Origin of the sequence: Aeromonas popoffii, assembly GCF_000820025.1 — a bacterium.
Lineage (GTDB): Bacteria > Pseudomonadota > Gammaproteobacteria > Enterobacterales > Aeromonadaceae > Aeromonas > Aeromonas popoffii.
The window spans coordinates 147,523-163,215 of the sequence record NZ_CDBI01000091.1; the positions used below are offsets into that span (position 1 = coordinate 147,523).

The window sequence follows — 15,693 nt, forward strand, 5'->3', positions numbered from 1 at the left end:
GGGTCAGCCTGAATGAGTTGGTGTTCTGTTGTTGCAGAGCCAGTAACCAGTGTTTTACAGGGATGCCGCTGTCATCCCATCAGGGGTCAGCCTGCATGAATGGCCGTTCTGTTGTTCCAGAGCCAACAACCAGCGTTTGATGGGTATGCCGCCGGCATAACCGGTCAGCTGGCCGCTGCGCCCAATCACCCTGTGACAGGGCACTATGATGCTGAGGGGATTGCGGCCATTGGCGGCCCCCACTGCGCGTACCGCCTTGTGATTGCCGATGGACTGGGCTATTTCGAGATAGCTGACGGTCTCGCCGTAGGGAATGTCGCACAGGGCGCGCCATACCGATTGCTGGAAGGGGGTTCCCTTGGCGGCGAGCGGCAGATCGAAGCGCTGCAGGTGGCCAGCGAAATAGGCGGCAAACTGCTCGACGTAGGGCGCCAGCGCCAGATCATCCTGGCGCCACTGCGGGGCTGGCATGATGGGGCGTTCACCCTGCATGAACTCCACGTGGCGCAGGCCATCCCGATCGATGGCGATGAGCAGGGGACCGTGGGCGCTGTCGCAAAAACTGTATCTCATCTTCTCTCATCCTTGGCGTGGGCAAGTCGTAAGGCTGGCAGCATTACTCCAGCACGGGTTTGCCGCGGGCCGACTTGATGTCGCCCTTGCGCTTCTTGGCGTCGACTCGTTTGCGCTGGGAGCTGCGGGTCGGCTTGGTGGCATGACGGGCCTTGGGACGCCAGGCGGCTTTTTTAAGCAGCTCCACCAGGCGGCTCATGGCCTCCTTGCGGTTCATGTCCTGGCTACGATGGGTCTCGACGCGGATCTGGATAAAACCGTCGTGTACCCGGCTGTCGCTCAGCTTGTCGAGTCCCTCCTTGTAGAGATCTGGCAGGCTGGGGGAACTGCGGTAATCGAAGCGCAACCAGACGGCGGAGTCGGTCTTGTTGACGTGCTGGCCGCCGGCGCCCTGAGCTCGCATGGCTTGAAACTGCAGCTCATGCCAGGGCAGGGTCACGCTGTTGGAGATGACTAACATACTGCTGTGCTCTTGTTTGGTGCATCGGGAGAGGCTGGTTCAGCTTGGTGCCTCATTATGGGGCGAGATGCGCTCCCTGAGTGATATTGTGGGGTGCCTATCCCAGAATAAAAAACTATCCTTTTGAAATTTAACAATAAAAAGACTTGGCACGAGAATTGACTCCCAATTCATGACATACCATGGATTGGGAGCAACCAGATGAAGCTGATTACTGCGATTATCAAACCGTTCAAGTTGGACGATGTGCGCGAAGCGGTCGCCAACCTGGGGATCGAGGGCCTGACCGTGTCCGAGGTCAAAGGGTTTGGTCGTCAGAAGGGGCACACCGAATTATACCGGGGAGCCGAGTACCAGGTCGACTTCTTACCCAAGGTAAAGCTGGAAATAGCGACGGTCGATGACAACGTCGAAGGGGTGATAGAGGCGATCTGCAAGGCGGCCTACACCGGCAAGATTGGTGACGGCAAGATCTTCGTCTATGACTTGCTACAGGCGGTGCGCATTCGCACCGGCGAGAGCGACGACGAGGCGCTCTGAACTCTCGCGCGTGATGCTGGTTTGAGCAAGGGGACTCTGTTGCGGATTGGCCAGACCGGACAGATTGCCGATGTGAAGTCGCGGATGGACTCCATGATGGGGCTGGATAGGATTCTATCCGGCCCTTTTGTTTGCAAGGCGTTTAAATATGTGATCCCGCACTCGATGTTTTCTTGATCCCGCTGTCGAGGCCAATGCAAAATACAAACAGCAATGGTTATCACTCGATATAGCAACTCAAGGAATGGATGATGAAAATGAAGATGTTGGCACTGGCTTTCTCGACCCTGGCTGCTCAGGGAGCGTTGGCGGCAGGGGAAGTGAATGTCTACTCCAACCGGCAGGATGAGCTGATCAAGCCCATCATCCAGCAGTTCGAGAAGGAATCGGGCATCAAGGTCAACGTGGTGTTCGCCAAAGAGGGGCTGAACGAGCGTCTGGAGCGGGAAGGCAAGCTTTCCCCGGCCGATCTCATGCTGACTGTTGATATCAGCCGGCTGACCGATCTGGTGGACAAGGGGTTGGTGCAGCCGGTAGACAGCAAGATCCTGCAGGAGAATATTCCCGCTATCTATCGTGACCCGGAGAACCGCTGGTTCGCCCTGACCACCCGGGTGCGTGCCATCTATTCGAGCAAGGATCGCCTCGGCAAGCTGGACACCATCAGCTACGAAGATCTGGCCAAGCCTGAATTCAAAGGGAAAATTTGTACCCGCAGCGGCAAGCACGAGTACAATGTGGCGCTGGTTTCTTCCATGATCGCCCATCACGGCATGGCCGAGACCAAAACCTGGCTGGAAGCGGTCAAGGCCAACCTGGCGCGCAAGCCGCAGGGCAACGACCGGGATCAGGTCAAGGCGATCAAAGATGGCATCTGTGACCTGTCGCTCGGCAACAGCTACTACCTGGGCGCCATGCTGAAAGATCCGGCGCAGAAGTCCTGGGCCGATGCGGTCTATATCAACTTCCCGAACCAGGCTGACCGTGGCGCTCACGTCAACGTGAGCGGCGTGGCCATGACCAAGCACGCCAAGAACAAAGATGAAGCGCGCAAGCTGATGGAGTTTCTGGCTGGCGACACGGCCCAGCACATGTATGCGGACGTGAATGCCGAGTATCCGGTCAAGGCCGGGGTCGAGCCGTCCGCCATGGTCAAGGCCTGGGGCAGTTTCAAGTCTGACGCGCTACCGGTCAGCGATTATGCCAAGCACCGCAAGGACGCCTTGCAGCTGCTGGATGAAGTGAAATTCGACTTGTAATCAGATGGGGCCAAGGGCCCCATCAACTTCTGTGGTCTCATGAAAAATTGTGGATGGATTGCCGGCAGCTGGGCCACCGCCCTGCTGCTGGGTTTGCCGGTGCTCGCCCTGATCTTCTCTGCCTTCTCGGCAGATGGAGACCTGTTTCGTCACCTCGTCGATACGGTGCTGCTCGATTATCTGGCCAATACGCTGGCGCTGGTGGCGGGGGTTGTGCTGCTCAGCCTGCTGTTTGGCGTACCCACCGCCTGGCTGGTCGCCATGTGTCAGGTGCCGGGGCGCCGAGCACTACAGTGGGCGCTGATGTTGCCCATGGCCATGCCCTCTTATATCGTCGCCTACGTCTATACCGATCTGCTCGACTACTCGGGTCCGCTACAGGCCGGATTGCGCTCACTCTTTGGCTGGAACAGTCCGGCCGATTACTGGTTTCCGGCCATTCGCTCCCTGGGCGGCGCCGCTTGGGTGCTGGCGCTGGTGCTGTTCCCCTACGTTTATCTGCTGGCCCGCGCCTCCTTTCTGGAGCAGTCGGTCAGCCTGATCCACTCCAGCCGTCTGCTTGGCTGTACGCCCTGGCAGAGCTTTCGTCGCCTCAGCCTGCCGCTGGCGCGCCCCGCTATCATGGTGGCCGTGTCGCTGGTGGCGATGGAGACCCTGGCCGACTTTGCCACCGTCCACTTCTTTGCCATCAATACCCTGACCACGGCGGTCTACGATACCTGGCTCGGCTACGGCAGCCTGGCCACTGCCGCCAAACTCTCCTGCCTGATGCTGCTGGCGGTGGTGCTCTTGATCGCGTTGGAGCGCCGCTCTCGCCGCCGGCAGCAGGTGTTCCAGAAATCCATGGGCCATGAGCAGCCTCTACGCTACCCGCTCAAGGGGGTGAGTCGCGCAGCGGCCGGGCTCTGGTGCTGGGGATTGGTGCTGGCCGGTTTCGGTCTGCCATTCGTCATCCTGCTCGATTACGGGGTGCGCTATTTCGAACTCTCCTGGACGCCGGAGTTTGTCCGCTTCGCCGGCAACAGTCTGCTCATCTCGACGCTGACCGCCCTGCTTGCCATGGGCATCGCCCTGCTGCTCGGTTTCTTCCGTCGCCTCGATGGCGGGCTCAAGAGTCTGCTGCCCCTGCGCATCTCTGCCATGGGGTACGCCATGCCGGGTACCGTGCTGGCCATCGGCGTGCTGGTGCCGCTGACGGCCCTCGATTTTGCCATCAATGATCTGGCCGAGTGGCTTGGTCGCCAGGGCCCCGGCCTGCTGTTGACCGGCACCATCACCGCCATCGTGTTCGGCTATCTGGTCCGCTTCGTGGCCATCGCCATCGGCTCGGTGGAGACCAGCATGGGCAAGATCTCCCCCAGCCTCGACATGGCTGCCCGCTCCCTGGGGCAAGGGGATGGCGGCATGCTGCGCCGGGTTCATCTACCGCTGGTGCGGCGAGGCCTGTTTGCCGGCGCCATGCTGGTGTTCATCGAATCGATGAAGGAGCTGCCTGCCGCCCTGCTGCTGCGGCCCTTCAACTTCGACACCCTGGCGACCCACGTCTATCAATTCGTGTCGGACGAGATGCTGGAGCGGGGGGCGCTCGGCGCCATCGTCATCGTGTTGGTGGGCTTGCTGCCGCTCATCTGGGTCAACCGCAGTCTGGATAGTCCGGGTCACTGAGCGGGCAGATGAATATCTGCAATGTTGTCCGGCCGCAGGTCGGTCTGAACCAAAAGAATATGAGGAAGTCAGCCGTGTCTTGCTTGCAGGTTGAAAATGTCAGTTGCCGTTACAACGGCCGCAATGTGCTGGAACAGCTCTCGCTGATAGTGGCCGACAACGAGATCGTCTGTCTGCTGGGCGCTAGCGGTTGTGGCAAGACCACACTGCTCAAGGCCATCGCCGGTCTGCTGCCGCTGGCAGAGGGCACTATTCGCCTCGGCGATACCCTGCTCGACGGGCCGGATGCCAGCGAACCCCCAGAGGCGCGTAACATCGGCATGATCTTTCAGGATTACGCCCTTTTTCCCCACCTGACGGTGGCCGAGAACGTCGGCTTCGGCCTGACCCGACTCGATCGCCGCATTCGCCAGCAGCAGGTGGATGAGGCGCTGACGCTGGTCAATCTGCAGGGGCTGGGTGCGCGTTATCCGCATGAGCTCTCCGGCGGTCAGCAGCAGAGGGTCGCCATCGCCCGCGCTCTGGTGTGCAAGCCCAGGCTGATGCTGTTGGACGAGCCCTTCTCCAACATAGATACCCAGGTGCGGATGAAGCTTATTCTCGAGATCCGCGCCCTGCTCAAGCAGCAGGGGATTGGCGCCATCTTCGTCAGTCACAGCAAGGAGGAGGCGTTCGCCTTCGCCGACCGGCTGGCGCTGTTCCGTGCCGGCCACATAGAGCAGGTGGGTCAGCCGGAGCAGCTCTATCGCCGCCCGCAGAACCGCTTCGTGGCGGAGTTTCTTGGCGGGGTCAACTACCTGGCCGCCGAGGTGGTAGACAGCCACTGCGTGCAGACGTCGCTGGGGGTGGTGTGCGGCACCGAGCCTCACGGCCGTGCCGTGGGCGAGTTGCTGCAATTGATGCTCAGACCCCAGCAACTGTTGCTGGAGGCCGTCGACGGCGGTGAGCTGGTGGTGCTGGAGCAGCAGTTTCTCGGTCATCACTGCCGGGTGTTGTTCGAGTGTGGCGGCCAGCGGCTCGAGGCCAGCATTGGCGAGCCGCTTGGCGGGATGCGGGCACGGGTCAACCTTGCCCCGCATGCGCTCGTGCTGTTTGATCCACTGCCGTGACAGAGCTGATATCGTTGTGAAATCAAGGAACTGGATTCACTCTGGTTTATAATCGCGCAACGCAATGCCAACATCGCTAATGCCTGTTCAGGGGAGAGAGATATGAAAGCCCAAGCCGGGATCTGTGCAGAGTCGAATCTGCACGCCCTCTATCTGATGTTCAATCGCACCGGCGACGGCGCCGAACTGGTGGCCCGTCTGGCCAGCTTGCCCGCCCTGTGGGCGGCGGTTGCCGCCGATTTTCCCGATGCCGGTTTCAGCGGTCTGGTCGCCGTCGGTGCCGATGCCTGGGATGGTCTCTACCCTGCCGCCCGTCCGCCCCAGTTCCGTGGCTTCATGGCGCAATCCGCCAACGGTCAGCAGGCGCCGAATACCCCGTTTGATCTCTTCGTGCAGTTGCGCGCCGATCGGGTGGATGTGCTGCACCACGCCGGTCAGCGCGTGATGGCTTTGCTGGCGGGGCTGGTGGTACTGGCTGAAGAGGTGCGCGGTTTCCGCAATCTGGATTGCCGGGACCTGACCGGCTTCGTCGATGGCACCGAAAACCCGCAGGATGAGCACAGGGCCGAAGTGGCGCTGCTGGGCGGCGGCGAATTTGCCGGGGGTTCCTATATCCACGTCCAGCGCTGGGTGCATGCCATGAGCGACTGGGAGGCGCTGGCTCTGAAGGAGCAGGAAGACATCATAGGTCGCACCAAGGCCGACAACATAGAGTATGAGTCGGCAGACAAGCCGCTGACCGCCCACATCAAGCGAGTCAATCTCAAGACCCCCAAGGGTGAGTCCATGGAGATACTGCGCCAGAGCATGCCCTGGGGCACCATGACCGAGCAGGGGCTCTACTTCATCTCCTGCTGCAGCACGCCGCTGCACTTCAACGCCATGCTGGCCAGCATGTACAAGGGGGAGGGCAGTCACTTCGACCATCTGCTGCGTTTCACCAGGGCCGTGACCGGGGCCGCCTTCTTTGCGCCTTCCGAGGATTATCTGGTTTCCAGGGGCAAATAAGCGCGGTTGACGTCACCAACAAAAATCCCGGCCTTGGCCGGGATTTTTCGTTCAGGGGGCGTCACCACAGCGGGACGGACGAGCCTGATTAAGGGGTCTGTTCGAACAGCTCGAGGGCGGAGAGGTAGAGCTCTTCGATGTCGGTGTCGCTGGTCGGGGTGATGAAGATGGTGTCATCACCGGCGATGGTGCCGAGGATCCCTTCCGCCTTGCCGAGGGAGTCGAGCAGGCGAGCGATGAGCTGGGCTGCACCCGGGCTGGTGTGGATCACCACCAGGGCGCCGTTGTGGTCGACGTCCAGTACCAGGTTTTTGAGCGGGCTGGAGGTGGTGGGCACGCCCAGTTCCACCGGCAGGCAGTAGACCATCTCCATCTTGGCATTGCGGGTGCGAACGGCGCCGAAGCGGCTCAGCATGCGTGATACCTTGGACTGGTTGATGTTCTCGAAGCCCATCTCTTGCAGGGCAGTCACTATCTCTGCCTGGGAGCCAAATCGTTCTTCTTTCAGCAAGGCTTTAAAGGCCTTGGCCAGTTTTTCTTGCTTGTCGTTATGCTTCATCTTGGACTCACGAATGAGGAGGTATGGCGGCCTGTCACGCTCAGGCGGCAGATATGAACAGCGAGTCCATTTTGCATTCATGTGCCTAATTTTGCAAGGAAGCGGCGCTTGTTCTGCATATTGATTCAAAATTAGCTTGCATCCACCCATCTTGGGGCTAAAATCGGGACGAAATTTTGAAAACTTATTCAATTGGGCTGTATGGGTATTGAATTAATCGGTATCGAAAAATCCTGGCACAAGGTGCCGGTACTGCAAGATGTCAGCTTTCGGACTGCTCCCGGTGAAACCTTGGTGCTGCTGGGCCCAAGCGGTGCCGGCAAGAGTTCGCTGCTGCGCATGATGAACCTGTTGGATACGCCGGATGCCGGTGTATTGCGCATAGGTGAAAGTGAATTTTCTTTCCCGTCCAGCCTCTCTGCCGCCGAATTCAACCGTCAGACACAGGCGCTGCGCCGCAAGGTGGGCATGGTATTCCAGCAGTACAATCTGTGGCCACATCTGACCGTGATGGAGAACCTGATCGAGGCCCCCGTCAAGTTGCTCGGCATGAGCAAGGCGGCTGCCATCGAGAAGGGCGCCTATCTGCTGACCCAGCTGCAACTGGCGGATAAGCGCGATGCCTGGCCTGCCCGGCTGTCCGGCGGTCAGCAGCAGCGGGTGGCCATCGCCCGTACCCTGATGATGGATCCGCAGGTGCTGCTGTTTGACGAGCCGACGGCGGCCCTCGATCCCGAGATCACCAAAGAGGTGGCGGAGATCATCCGCAATCTGGGCCAGACCGGCATCACCCAGGTCGTGGTGACCCACGAGGTGGAGTTCGCCCGCAAGGTGGCCAGTCAGGTGATCTATCTGGAGAAGGGACGGATCATCGAATCCGGCTCTGCCGCCATTTTCAACTCTCCGCAAACCAGCCGGTTTGCCGAGTTCTTGATGCATTGATATTCAAATCGATAAGGAAGCTGTGATGAAAAAAAGTCTATTGCTGGTTGCTGCCATGGGCCTGTTGAGCACCTCTGTGCTGGCCAAGGAGATCAAGTTCGCCACCGAGGCAACTTATGCTCCGTTCGAATACCTGGATGACAAGAACGAGTTCCAGGGTTTTGACATCGATCTGGCCCGCGCGATCTGCGCCCAGGCCAAGCTGGAATGCAGCTTCCACAACCAGGCCTTTGACAGCCTGATCCCCAGCCTCAAATTCCGTCGCTATGACGCCGCTATCGCCGCCATGGACGTGACCCCGGAGCGCTCTGCCCAGGTCGACTTCTCCGACATCTATTACGAGAACTCCGCCGTCTTTGTGGCCAAGAAGGGCGCCTTCAAGGGACCGGAAGAGCTGGTGGACAAGACTGTCGGCGTGCAGAACGGCACCTCTCACCAGTCCTATCTGGTGGATAACTGGGTGAGCAAGGGTCTGCTGACCGTGCCTTATGCCAGCTACCAGAGCGCCTTCCTCGATATGATGAACGGCCGTACCGACGGCGTCTTTGCGGATACCGCCGTCGCAGCCGACTGGCTCAAGCAGCACAAGGAGTATGCCGTGGTGGGTACGCCGGTGACCGATGCCAAGTACTTCGGTACCGGCTTTGGCATCGCGGTCGCCAAGGGCAATCAGGAGTTGCTGACTCAGCTGAACAAGGGGCTGGCCGAGATCAAGGCCAACGGCACCTATCAGAAAATCTTCGACAAATACTTCGCGCAGTAAGCCATGTTGAGCCTGTTGTTGGATGCAGCCTGGATGACCCTCGGGCTGGCCTTGGCATCACTGGTCGGGGGCATGGTATTGGCACTGGCGTTCAGTGCCGCCGAGCTCAGCAAGCAGCGCGCGCTGGTGTGGCCGGTGGCCACACTCACCACGCTGATCCGTGGCCTGCCCGAGCTGCTGGTGGTGCTGTTCATCTACTTCGGCTCGACGCAGCTGCTGTTCCTCATCACGGGTGAGTATGTCGAGTTCAGCCCGTTCGCCTGCGGTGTGCTGGCGCTCTCCCTGTTGTTTGCCAGCTATGCGACCCAGACCCTGCGGGCGGCGCTCAATGCCGTGCCTGCCGGGCAACGGCTGGCGGCGCTGGCGCTCGGCTTTGGCAAGAGTCACATCTTCTTTCGCATCGTGCTGCCGCAGGCGTGGCGTCACGCCCTGCCGGGCCTTGGCAATCAGTGGCTGGTGCTGCTCAAGGATACGGCGCTGGTCTCCCTTATCGGGGTGAACGAGATGATGCGTCAGGCGCAGATGGCCTCGGCCAGCACCTATGAGCCGTTCACCTGGTATGCCGCTGCTGCCCTCATCTATCTGGCGATCAGTCTGGTGAGTGAATATGGCTTGAGTCTGGCTGCCCGCTATACCCGCCGCTACGGAGGCTAACTGATGCAAGAGTATTTCATCACCCTGCTGGGCGGTTTGGTTACTACGCTGGAGCTGACTCTGCTCAGTCTGCTGCTGGGGATTGCGCTGGCGCTCCTGATGACCTGGGTGCTGGAGTTGCGCATTCCGGTGGCGACCCAGCTGGTACAGCTGTGGGTGCTGATCTTCACCGGCACGCCGCTGCTCATCCAGATTTTCCTCATCTACTACGGGCCGGGACAGTTCGAGTGGCTCAAGTCCGGGCCGCTCTGGCCGCTGCTCAAGCAGCCCTGGTTCTGCGCCGTGTTGGCCCTTGGCTTTAACACGGCGGCTTACTCTACCCGGCTGTTCAAGGGGGCACTGGATGCCATTCCATCCGGCGAGGTGGAGGCGTGCCGCGCGCTCGGTTTCTCGGCCGGGCAGACCTTGTGGATGAAGGTACGCCACGCCGCCCGGCGGCTGGTACCCGCCTATTCCAACGAGGTGATCCTGGTGCTCAAGGGGAGTTCGCTCGCCAGCACCATTACCATCATGGATGTGATGGGTCTGGCCCAGCGTCTCAACGCCCAGACTTATGACACCCTGGCGGTGTTCACTGTGGCCGGTGCCCTCTATCTGACCATGAACGGATTGTTAACAATTGGGTTCCGCTGGTGTGAGCGGCGAGCCCTGGCATTCCAGGCCTGAGTTCGGTATATCTACCTATTTATGGTCGGGGGAAGTGCAGGAAATCTGTGCTTTCCCTCTGATTTTCTGCATTTTCCCCCATTTTTATTCGCCGCCTGTTTCTTGGCTCACAGAACCCGTGATTACAACTGTTATCAGATTGTTTTTTAGGGGGGGATCCATTAATGTTGGGCCCACAACAAGAAACAACCTTAAACCTACGCTTAAACATGGAGTTGATCATGAAAGTTGCCGTTCTGGGTGCCGCCGGTGGCATAGGCCAAGCCCTCGCTCTGCTGTTGAAAAATCGCCTTCCTGCTGGCTCCGAACTGAGCCTGTATGACATTGCCCCGGTGACTCCGGGCGTGGCGGTCGATCTGAGCCATATCCCGACTGACGTGAAAGTAAAAGGTTTCTGCGGTGAAGATCCGAGCCCGGCTCTGGTCGGCGCCGATGTGGTGCTGATCTCCGCCGGTGTGGCGCGCAAGCCCGGCATGGATCGTTCCGATCTGTTCAATATCAATGCCGGTATCGTCAAGAATCTGGTGGAAAAATGTGCTGCTACCTGCCCGAAAGCACTGATCGGCATCATCACCAACCCGGTCAACACCACGGTCGCCATCGCCGCTGAAGTGCTGAAGAAAGCCGGTGTCTATGACAAACGCCGCCTGTTCGGTGTCACCACCCTGGACGTGATCCGTGCCGAGACCTTCGTGGCTGAGGCCAAGGGTCTGAACGTCGACAAGGTGCGTGTCAACGTGATCGGTGGCCACAGTGGCGTGACCATTCTGCCGCTGTTGTCCCAGATCGAAGGGGCCAGCTTCTCTGCCGAGGAAGTGGCTGCCATGACCAAGCGTATCCAGAACGCCGGTACCGAAGTGGTGGAAGCCAAGGCCGGTGGCGGATCTGCCACCCTCTCCATGGGCCAGGCGGCCTGCCGTTTCGGTCTGTCTCTCATCAAGGGCCTGCAGGGCGAAGCCAATGTCATCGAGTGTGCTTATGTCGAAGGGGATGGCAAGCACGCCGCCTTCTTCGCGCAACCCATACTGCTGGGCAAGAACGGTGTCGAAACCGTGCTGGACTACGGCAAGCTGAGTGCCTTCGAGCAAGCGGCGATGGATGGCATGCTAGCCACCCTGAAAGCCGATATCCAGCTGGGTGTCGACTTCGTCAAGTAAGCCGTATGGCTGACAAACAAGGGGAGCTTCGGCTCCCCTTTGTTATGGGTGACAGATGCAGATGGCGACGGGCTAAGGGGATGGGGCCGGCTGCCGATAACAGAGAGCAGCAGGAGAACCTTATGATGAAACCACTTACCCTTGTCGGCCTTGTCTGTTTGCTGACCACCCAGGTACAGGGCGCGGAGCCTCAGGCATCCGCCGCCGCATCCACACCGAGCCGCGCGGTGTCAGCGGCCGAGCAAGCGATAGCATCCCCCCTGCCCGCAGTGTCTGCCGCCGAGTCGCCAGCAGTTGCATCCCTGCCCGCAGTATCTGCCGCCGAGTCGCCAGCGGTTGCAGCTCCGCCCGCAGTGTCTGCCGCCGCCCAGCCTGCTGGATCTGACGCAGTCCCCGCTGCCGCACCATTGCCTGTGGCGTCCGAGTCGACACCAGCAGCGGAGCCCGCTGCCGTTGTGACTGAATCTGCGCCCGCGACCTCATCCCCCGCAGCCACAGCGGAGAGCGGGCTCTCTCCGACCAGCCGACCCATGACCAGCACCCCATCGGGTGGCGGCGGTCTGGGTATCGACAGCCGCAATTTGCAGGCAGTCCCCCTCTACCGCCAGGATGAGTTGCTCAACTGGATTGCACAGGGGCGTCACTTGCAACAGGTGAAGCAGGACAGGTGCCAGCTTACTCAGGATATAGAGGTGCGGGCCGAGGTGATGAAGGTGCCTGCCTATCAGTTCCTGTGGGGCGACATGTTGGCCTGGGGGGTGTGCATCAAGCCCAATGCCGAGCTTGGGGTCAAATTCATGTGGGACGCGGCCAATCAGGGGCTGGCACCGGCGCTGGAACAGCTGGGCCGCTACTACTGGAAGGGCACCCTGGTGCAGAAAGATCTGGTCAGGGCCGAGACCCTGATGCGTGAAGCCGCCAGACTGGGGTTTCAACGGGCACAGGTCGAGTGGGTCGAGATGCTGCTGCAGGGGATGGGCAGCCCGCTGGATTATGAAGAGGCCTATCACTGGCTGCACAGCACCGTCATTGGTGACAAGGCCCAGCACCAGAGGGCGGCCACTCTGCTGAGCCGGCTGGGCAACCGGATGCCGGCCAACGCCATCGCCCGAGCCAAGGCGATGCACTGACCAAAAAAACGACCCACGGATCTGCATCCGTGGGTCGGGAGGTGCCAGCCGCCGTGCCGTGACAGGCTGGATCCTCCTTGCTTTATACGTGGCCGCCCCGTTTAAAGATCCTGATGGGGGCCAAAAACTTCGTAGTGTAGCTGATCGGCTGGAATGCCCATCGCGCTCAACTGCGCCTTGATCGCCTGCATGAAACCAAGCGGACCACAGAAATAGTAGTGGGCCTGCGGTGCCAGCAACTCGGCCACCTGGCTCACGTTCATGGTGCCGTGGAAGTCGTAGTCCTTCCCTTGCTCATCCAGAGCCCCCGGCTCCCGATACCAGACCCGGCTCTGTAGCAAGTCGTGTTGTTCGTGCTTGCGCTGGATATCCTCCTTGAAGGCGTGCAAGGAACCCTGTTCACAGGCGTGCAGCCAGCAGATGTCGGCAGCATGGCCTTTGGCCAGCAGCTGGTTGAGCATGCTCAGCATGGGGGTGAGGCCCACACCGGCGGAGAGCAGCACCACGGGGGTGGTGGCATTGGCCTGGAGGAAGAAGTCGCCGGTTGGCGGCATCAGATCCACCTGATCGCCAGTATGCAGATGGTCGTGCAGCAGGTTGGAAACCTGACCCTGCGGCTCGCGCTTGACGCTGATGCGGTAATCGCGACCGTTCGGCGCATCAGAGAGAGAGTATTGGCGGATCTCCTGATATTCGAGCTCTGGGTGGGCCAGCTTGATGCTGAGGTACTGGCCCGGTTTGAAATGCAGTACGGGTTTGCCGTCGACGGGCGCCAGCACGAAAGAGGTGATGAGTGTGCTCTCGACCCGTTTCTCCTTGATGATGAAGGCGCGAGGACCCTGCCAGCCACCGATCTCGCTCGCCTTCTCCTGATAGATCTCGCTCTCCCGGCCGATGAAGATACTGGCCAGCACACAGTAAGCCTTGCCCCAGGCATCCAGCACCTCCTCGGTGACCGCACTTCCGCCTAATTCTTTGAGCGTGGCCAAGAGATGACTACCTACAATGTGATATTGTTCCGGTTGGATCAGGAAACCCGTGTGCTTGTGGGCGATGCGTTCTACCGCTCCGGCCAGGGCTCCCAGGTTGTCGATATTCCTGGCGTAAGCCGCCACCGCGTTGAACAGCGCCAGCGGTTGACCGCCGCTTCGCTGGTGCGCCAGGTTGAAAATATCTTTCAGCTCAGGGTTGTGGCTGAACATGCGTTGGTAGAAGTGCTGGGTGAGGGCTGGCCCCGCCGATTCGAGCAAAGGGATGGTGCTTTTGATGACGGCGATGGTGGCTTGGTCTAACATAGGAGGTCCTTACTAATTGAACATCTAAAATGTCACTTAATAAGCTGCATCCTAGATGTTTATTTGATATGAATCAATAATCAATTTTTCGCGTTATGCGACACAGGCACTATGAGACTAACTAGCTATACCGATTTTGGATTGAGAGCTCTGCTCTATCTGGCGACCTTGCCACAGGGTGAATTGTCGAGCGTGGCCAAGGTCTCCGCCTTGTATGGCGTCTCCCGCAACCATATGGTCAAGGTGGTGAATCAACTGGTGAAGCTGGGCTATCTACAATCCCAGCGCGGCAAGAATGGCGGGATCCGCATGGCCTGCGCGCCGGAGACAGTTAATATCGGTCAGGTGATCCGGGCGCTGGAGGGCAATCTGGATGGCATCGACTGCAACTCACCCGTCTGCCACATCGTCTCTGTCTGCTTGCTGAAGAATGCACTGAAGGGGGCGATGAATGCCTTTTTGGCGGTGATGGACAGCTACACGCTGCAAGATCTGCTTGCCAATCGCGAGGAGTTGCAGAAGGTGTTCGGTGACGTGATCCCGACCCTGGTGCTGGAGCCGGATGAGGAGAGCGAGTGAGATAAAAAGGCTGCCATCGGCAGCCTTTTTTCAATCTTCGAATCTCGACTCGTTACGGTATAAGTCCGGCATGATCCGCGCCATCTTGACCATGTTGTTCTCCACTTCCAGGATCTCGATGGGATAGCCGGCGAGCCGCAGGCTGATGTTGGGCTGGGGGATCTCCTCCAGGTATTCCAGGATGACACCGTTCAGGGTTCTGGGCCCGTCGATGGGCAGTCGCCAGCTCATCTCTTTGTTCAGCTCACGAATGCTGGCCGAGCCTTCCACCAGAAACGAGCCATCCGGCTGGGGGTGGATCTCGTCGCTGGGCGCCGGTGTCATGGAGGTGGTGAAGTCGCCGACTATTTCTTCCAGTATGTCATCCAGGGTGATCAACCCCTGAATATCCCCGTACTCATCCACTATGAGGCCGATCCGCTCCTTGTTGCGCTGGAATTTGGCCAGTTGCACGTTGAGCGGCGTGCCTTCCGGGATGAAGTAGATCTCGTCCACTTCCCGCAGCAGGCTCGACTTGTTGAACTGATCCCTAGCCATCAGCCGCAGTGCATCGCGGGCGTGCAGGAAGCCCACCACATCGTCGATGTTGTCGCGGTAGAGCAGGATCTTGGTGTGGGCACAGTGGGCCAGCTGACGCAGTATGGTCTTCCAGTCATCGTTGATGTCGATGGCATAGATATCGCTGCGCGGCACCATGATGTGCTCCACCGTCATCTTGTCCAGATCCAGAATACTGAGCAGCATCTCCTGATGGCGCTGGGGGATCAGGCTGCCCGCCTCGTTGACTATGGTGCGCAGCTCCTCGGTGTTGAGGGCGTCATCCTTGCTGGGATGGAGCCGAAGCAGCTTGAGCAGGCCACTGGTGATGCCATTGATAAGCCAGACAAAGGGGTAGAGCGGCACCATCAGCCCCTTGAGGATCCAGGAGGCGGGATAGGCGATCTTCTCCGGGTACATGGCGGCCAGTGTCTTGGGGGTCACCTCGCCAAACACCAGCACTATCAGGGTCAGGCCGAAGGTGGCAATGGCTACCCCGAAGGCGCCAAACAGTCTGATGCAGACGATGGTGGCGATGGCCGAGGCGAGGATGTTGACCAGGTTGTTGCCGATCAGGATCAGACCCAGCAGGCGATCCGGGCGGGACAGCAGCTTCTCTACCCGACGGGCAGCCTTGTGCTTGGTTTGAGCCAGATGCCGCAGTTTGTAGCGGTTGAGCGACATCATGCCGGTTTCAGAACTTGAGAAAAAAGCAGATAAGAGGATCAAAATAACGAGAACAATCAATAATGTGCTCGTTGATATGCTGTCCAAGAAGGGCTCCTGTGGGGGGTGGA

General features: G+C 59.6%; 17 protein-coding genes. 12 read left to right on the forward strand and 5 right to left on the reverse strand.

Annotation, left to right across the window (positions count from 1 at the left end; all coding sequences use genetic code 11):
- Window positions 1-54 precede the first annotated feature (54 nt).
- Both BN1129_RS19520 and arfB read right to left on the reverse strand, forming a co-directional pair.
- The gene (locus BN1129_RS19520; RefSeq protein ID WP_042038788.1) at window positions 55-573 is read right to left on the reverse strand and encodes a methylated-DNA--[protein]-cysteine S-methyltransferase; all 519 of its coding nucleotides are present in this window, start codon (window positions 571-573) and stop codon (window positions 55-57) included.
- Between the two features lie 43 nt (window positions 574-616).
- Entirely contained in the window at window positions 617-1,033 is a 417-nt protein-coding gene (gene arfB / locus BN1129_RS19525) for an alternative ribosome rescue aminoacyl-tRNA hydrolase ArfB (RefSeq protein WP_042038790.1), read from the reverse strand.
- Window positions 1,034-1,234: 201 nt separating this feature from the next.
- Here arfB and glnK point away from each other — a divergent pair, with 201 nt between their 5' ends.
- The 5 genes from glnK to BN1129_RS19550 all read left to right on the forward strand — a co-directional run bounded on the left by glnK (window position 1,235) and on the right by BN1129_RS19550 (window position 6,614).
- On the forward strand, window positions 1,235-1,573 hold the full coding sequence (gene glnK, locus BN1129_RS19530; RefSeq protein ID WP_042038791.1) for a P-II family nitrogen regulator: 339 nt from the start codon (window positions 1,235-1,237) through the stop codon (window positions 1,571-1,573).
- A 251-nt stretch (window positions 1,574-1,824) separates the two neighbouring features.
- Window positions 1,825-2,832: a Fe(3+) ABC transporter substrate-binding protein gene (locus BN1129_RS19535; protein WP_042038792.1), complete on the forward strand. Its 1,008-nt coding sequence runs from the start codon at window positions 1,825-1,827 to the stop codon at window positions 2,830-2,832.
- A gap of 39 nt (window positions 2,833-2,871) precedes the next feature.
- Complete coding sequence (locus tag BN1129_RS19540; RefSeq protein WP_042038793.1) at window positions 2,872-4,497, forward strand: ABC transporter permease; 1,626 nt, start codon at window positions 2,872-2,874, stop codon at window positions 4,495-4,497.
- Window positions 4,498-4,571: 74 nt separating this feature from the next.
- Window positions 4,572-5,606, forward strand: coding sequence for an ABC transporter ATP-binding protein (locus BN1129_RS19545; RefSeq protein WP_042038931.1), 1,035 nt, complete (start codon window positions 4,572-4,574; stop codon window positions 5,604-5,606).
- A 102-nt stretch (window positions 5,607-5,708) separates the two neighbouring features.
- Complete coding sequence (locus tag BN1129_RS19550; protein WP_042038795.1) at window positions 5,709-6,614, forward strand: Dyp-type peroxidase; 906 nt, start codon at window positions 5,709-5,711, stop codon at window positions 6,612-6,614.
- 88 nt (window positions 6,615-6,702) lie between these two features.
- Here BN1129_RS19550 and argR read toward each other — a convergent pair whose 3' ends face one another.
- Window positions 6,703-7,173 carry a transcriptional regulator ArgR gene (gene argR / locus BN1129_RS19555; protein ID WP_005308670.1) on the reverse strand — a complete coding sequence of 157 codons (471 nt, stop codon included), beginning with the start codon at window positions 7,171-7,173 and terminating at the stop codon, window positions 6,703-6,705.
- Between the two features lie 201 nt (window positions 7,174-7,374).
- Here argR and BN1129_RS19560 point away from each other — a divergent pair, with 201 nt between their 5' ends.
- The 6 genes from BN1129_RS19560 (at window position 7,375) to BN1129_RS23910 (ending at window position 12,485) form a co-directional block, all read left to right on the forward strand.
- Complete coding sequence (locus BN1129_RS19560; RefSeq protein ID WP_042038796.1) at window positions 7,375-8,115, forward strand: ATP-binding cassette domain-containing protein; 741 nt, start codon at window positions 7,375-7,377, stop codon at window positions 8,113-8,115.
- A 25-nt stretch (window positions 8,116-8,140) separates the two neighbouring features.
- Window positions 8,141-8,878: a transporter substrate-binding domain-containing protein gene (locus tag BN1129_RS19565; protein ID WP_042038798.1), complete on the forward strand. Its 738-nt coding sequence runs from the start codon at window positions 8,141-8,143 to the stop codon at window positions 8,876-8,878.
- Window positions 8,879-8,881: 3 nt separating this feature from the next.
- Window positions 8,882-9,532, forward strand: coding sequence for an arginine ABC transporter permease ArtQ (gene artQ / locus BN1129_RS19570; RefSeq protein ID WP_042038799.1), 651 nt, complete (start codon window positions 8,882-8,884; stop codon window positions 9,530-9,532).
- Window positions 9,533-9,535: 3 nt separating this feature from the next.
- Window positions 9,536-10,198 carry an arginine ABC transporter permease ArtM gene (artM, locus tag BN1129_RS19575; RefSeq protein ID WP_042038800.1) on the forward strand — a complete coding sequence of 221 codons (663 nt, stop codon included), beginning with the start codon at window positions 9,536-9,538 and terminating at the stop codon, window positions 10,196-10,198.
- 221 nt (window positions 10,199-10,419) lie between these two features.
- Entirely contained in the window at window positions 10,420-11,355 is a 936-nt protein-coding gene (gene mdh, locus BN1129_RS19580; RefSeq protein WP_042038801.1) for a malate dehydrogenase, read from the forward strand.
- A gap of 530 nt (window positions 11,356-11,885) precedes the next feature.
- Window positions 11,886-12,485 carry a tetratricopeptide repeat protein gene (locus BN1129_RS23910; protein WP_042038802.1) on the forward strand — a complete coding sequence of 200 codons (600 nt, stop codon included), beginning with the start codon at window positions 11,886-11,888 and terminating at the stop codon, window positions 12,483-12,485.
- Between the two features lie 101 nt (window positions 12,486-12,586).
- Here BN1129_RS23910 and hmpA read toward each other — a convergent pair whose 3' ends face one another.
- Window positions 12,587-13,780, reverse strand: a complete 1,194-nt coding sequence (gene hmpA, locus BN1129_RS19595; protein WP_042038803.1) for an NO-inducible flavohemoprotein — start codon at window positions 13,778-13,780, stop codon at window positions 12,587-12,589.
- A 111-nt stretch (window positions 13,781-13,891) separates the two neighbouring features.
- Between hmpA and BN1129_RS19600 the strand changes: the two genes are divergently transcribed.
- On the forward strand, window positions 13,892-14,359 hold the full coding sequence (locus tag BN1129_RS19600; protein ID WP_042038804.1) for an Rrf2 family transcriptional regulator: 468 nt from the start codon (window positions 13,892-13,894) through the stop codon (window positions 14,357-14,359).
- A gap of 30 nt (window positions 14,360-14,389) precedes the next feature.
- Here the strand turns inward: BN1129_RS19600 and BN1129_RS19605 are convergent, their stop codons facing one another.
- The gene (locus BN1129_RS19605) at window positions 14,390-15,670 is read right to left on the reverse strand and encodes an HlyC/CorC family transporter (protein WP_042038805.1); all 1,281 of its coding nucleotides are present in this window, start codon (window positions 15,668-15,670) and stop codon (window positions 14,390-14,392) included.
- Window positions 15,671-15,693 lie beyond the last annotated feature (23 nt).

Coding starts and splice junctions, on each gene's coding strand:
- BN1129_RS19520 (WP_042038788.1), bottom strand. CDS start 573: ATGAGATACAGTTTTTGCGACAGCGCCCACGGTCCCCTGCTCATCGCC.
- arfB (WP_042038790.1), bottom strand. CDS start 1,033: ATGTTAGTCATCTCCAACAGCGTGACCCTGCCCTGGCATGAGCTGCAG.
- glnK (WP_042038791.1), top strand. CDS start 1,235: ATGAAGCTGATTACTGCGATTATCAAACCGTTCAAGTTGGACGATGTG.
- BN1129_RS19535 (WP_042038792.1), top strand. CDS start 1,825: ATGAAAATGAAGATGTTGGCACTGGCTTTCTCGACCCTGGCTGCTCAG.
- BN1129_RS19540 (WP_042038793.1), top strand. CDS start 2,872: ATGAAAAATTGTGGATGGATTGCCGGCAGCTGGGCCACCGCCCTGCTG.
- BN1129_RS19550 (WP_042038795.1), top strand. CDS start 5,709: ATGAAAGCCCAAGCCGGGATCTGTGCAGAGTCGAATCTGCACGCCCTC.
- argR (WP_005308670.1), bottom strand. CDS start 7,173: ATGAAGCATAACGACAAGCAAGAAAAACTGGCCAAGGCCTTTAAAGCC.
- BN1129_RS19560 (WP_042038796.1), top strand. CDS start 7,375: ATGGGTATTGAATTAATCGGTATCGAAAAATCCTGGCACAAGGTGCCG.
- BN1129_RS19565 (WP_042038798.1), top strand. CDS start 8,141: ATGAAAAAAAGTCTATTGCTGGTTGCTGCCATGGGCCTGTTGAGCACC.
- artQ (WP_042038799.1), top strand. CDS start 8,882: ATGTTGAGCCTGTTGTTGGATGCAGCCTGGATGACCCTCGGGCTGGCC.
- artM (WP_042038800.1), top strand. CDS start 9,536: ATGCAAGAGTATTTCATCACCCTGCTGGGCGGTTTGGTTACTACGCTG.
- mdh (WP_042038801.1), top strand. CDS start 10,420: ATGAAAGTTGCCGTTCTGGGTGCCGCCGGTGGCATAGGCCAAGCCCTC.
- BN1129_RS23910 (WP_042038802.1), top strand. CDS start 11,886: ATGACCAGCACCCCATCGGGTGGCGGCGGTCTGGGTATCGACAGCCGC.
- hmpA (WP_042038803.1), bottom strand. CDS start 13,780: ATGTTAGACCAAGCCACCATCGCCGTCATCAAAAGCACCATCCCTTTG.
- BN1129_RS19600 (WP_042038804.1), top strand. CDS start 13,892: ATGAGACTAACTAGCTATACCGATTTTGGATTGAGAGCTCTGCTCTAT.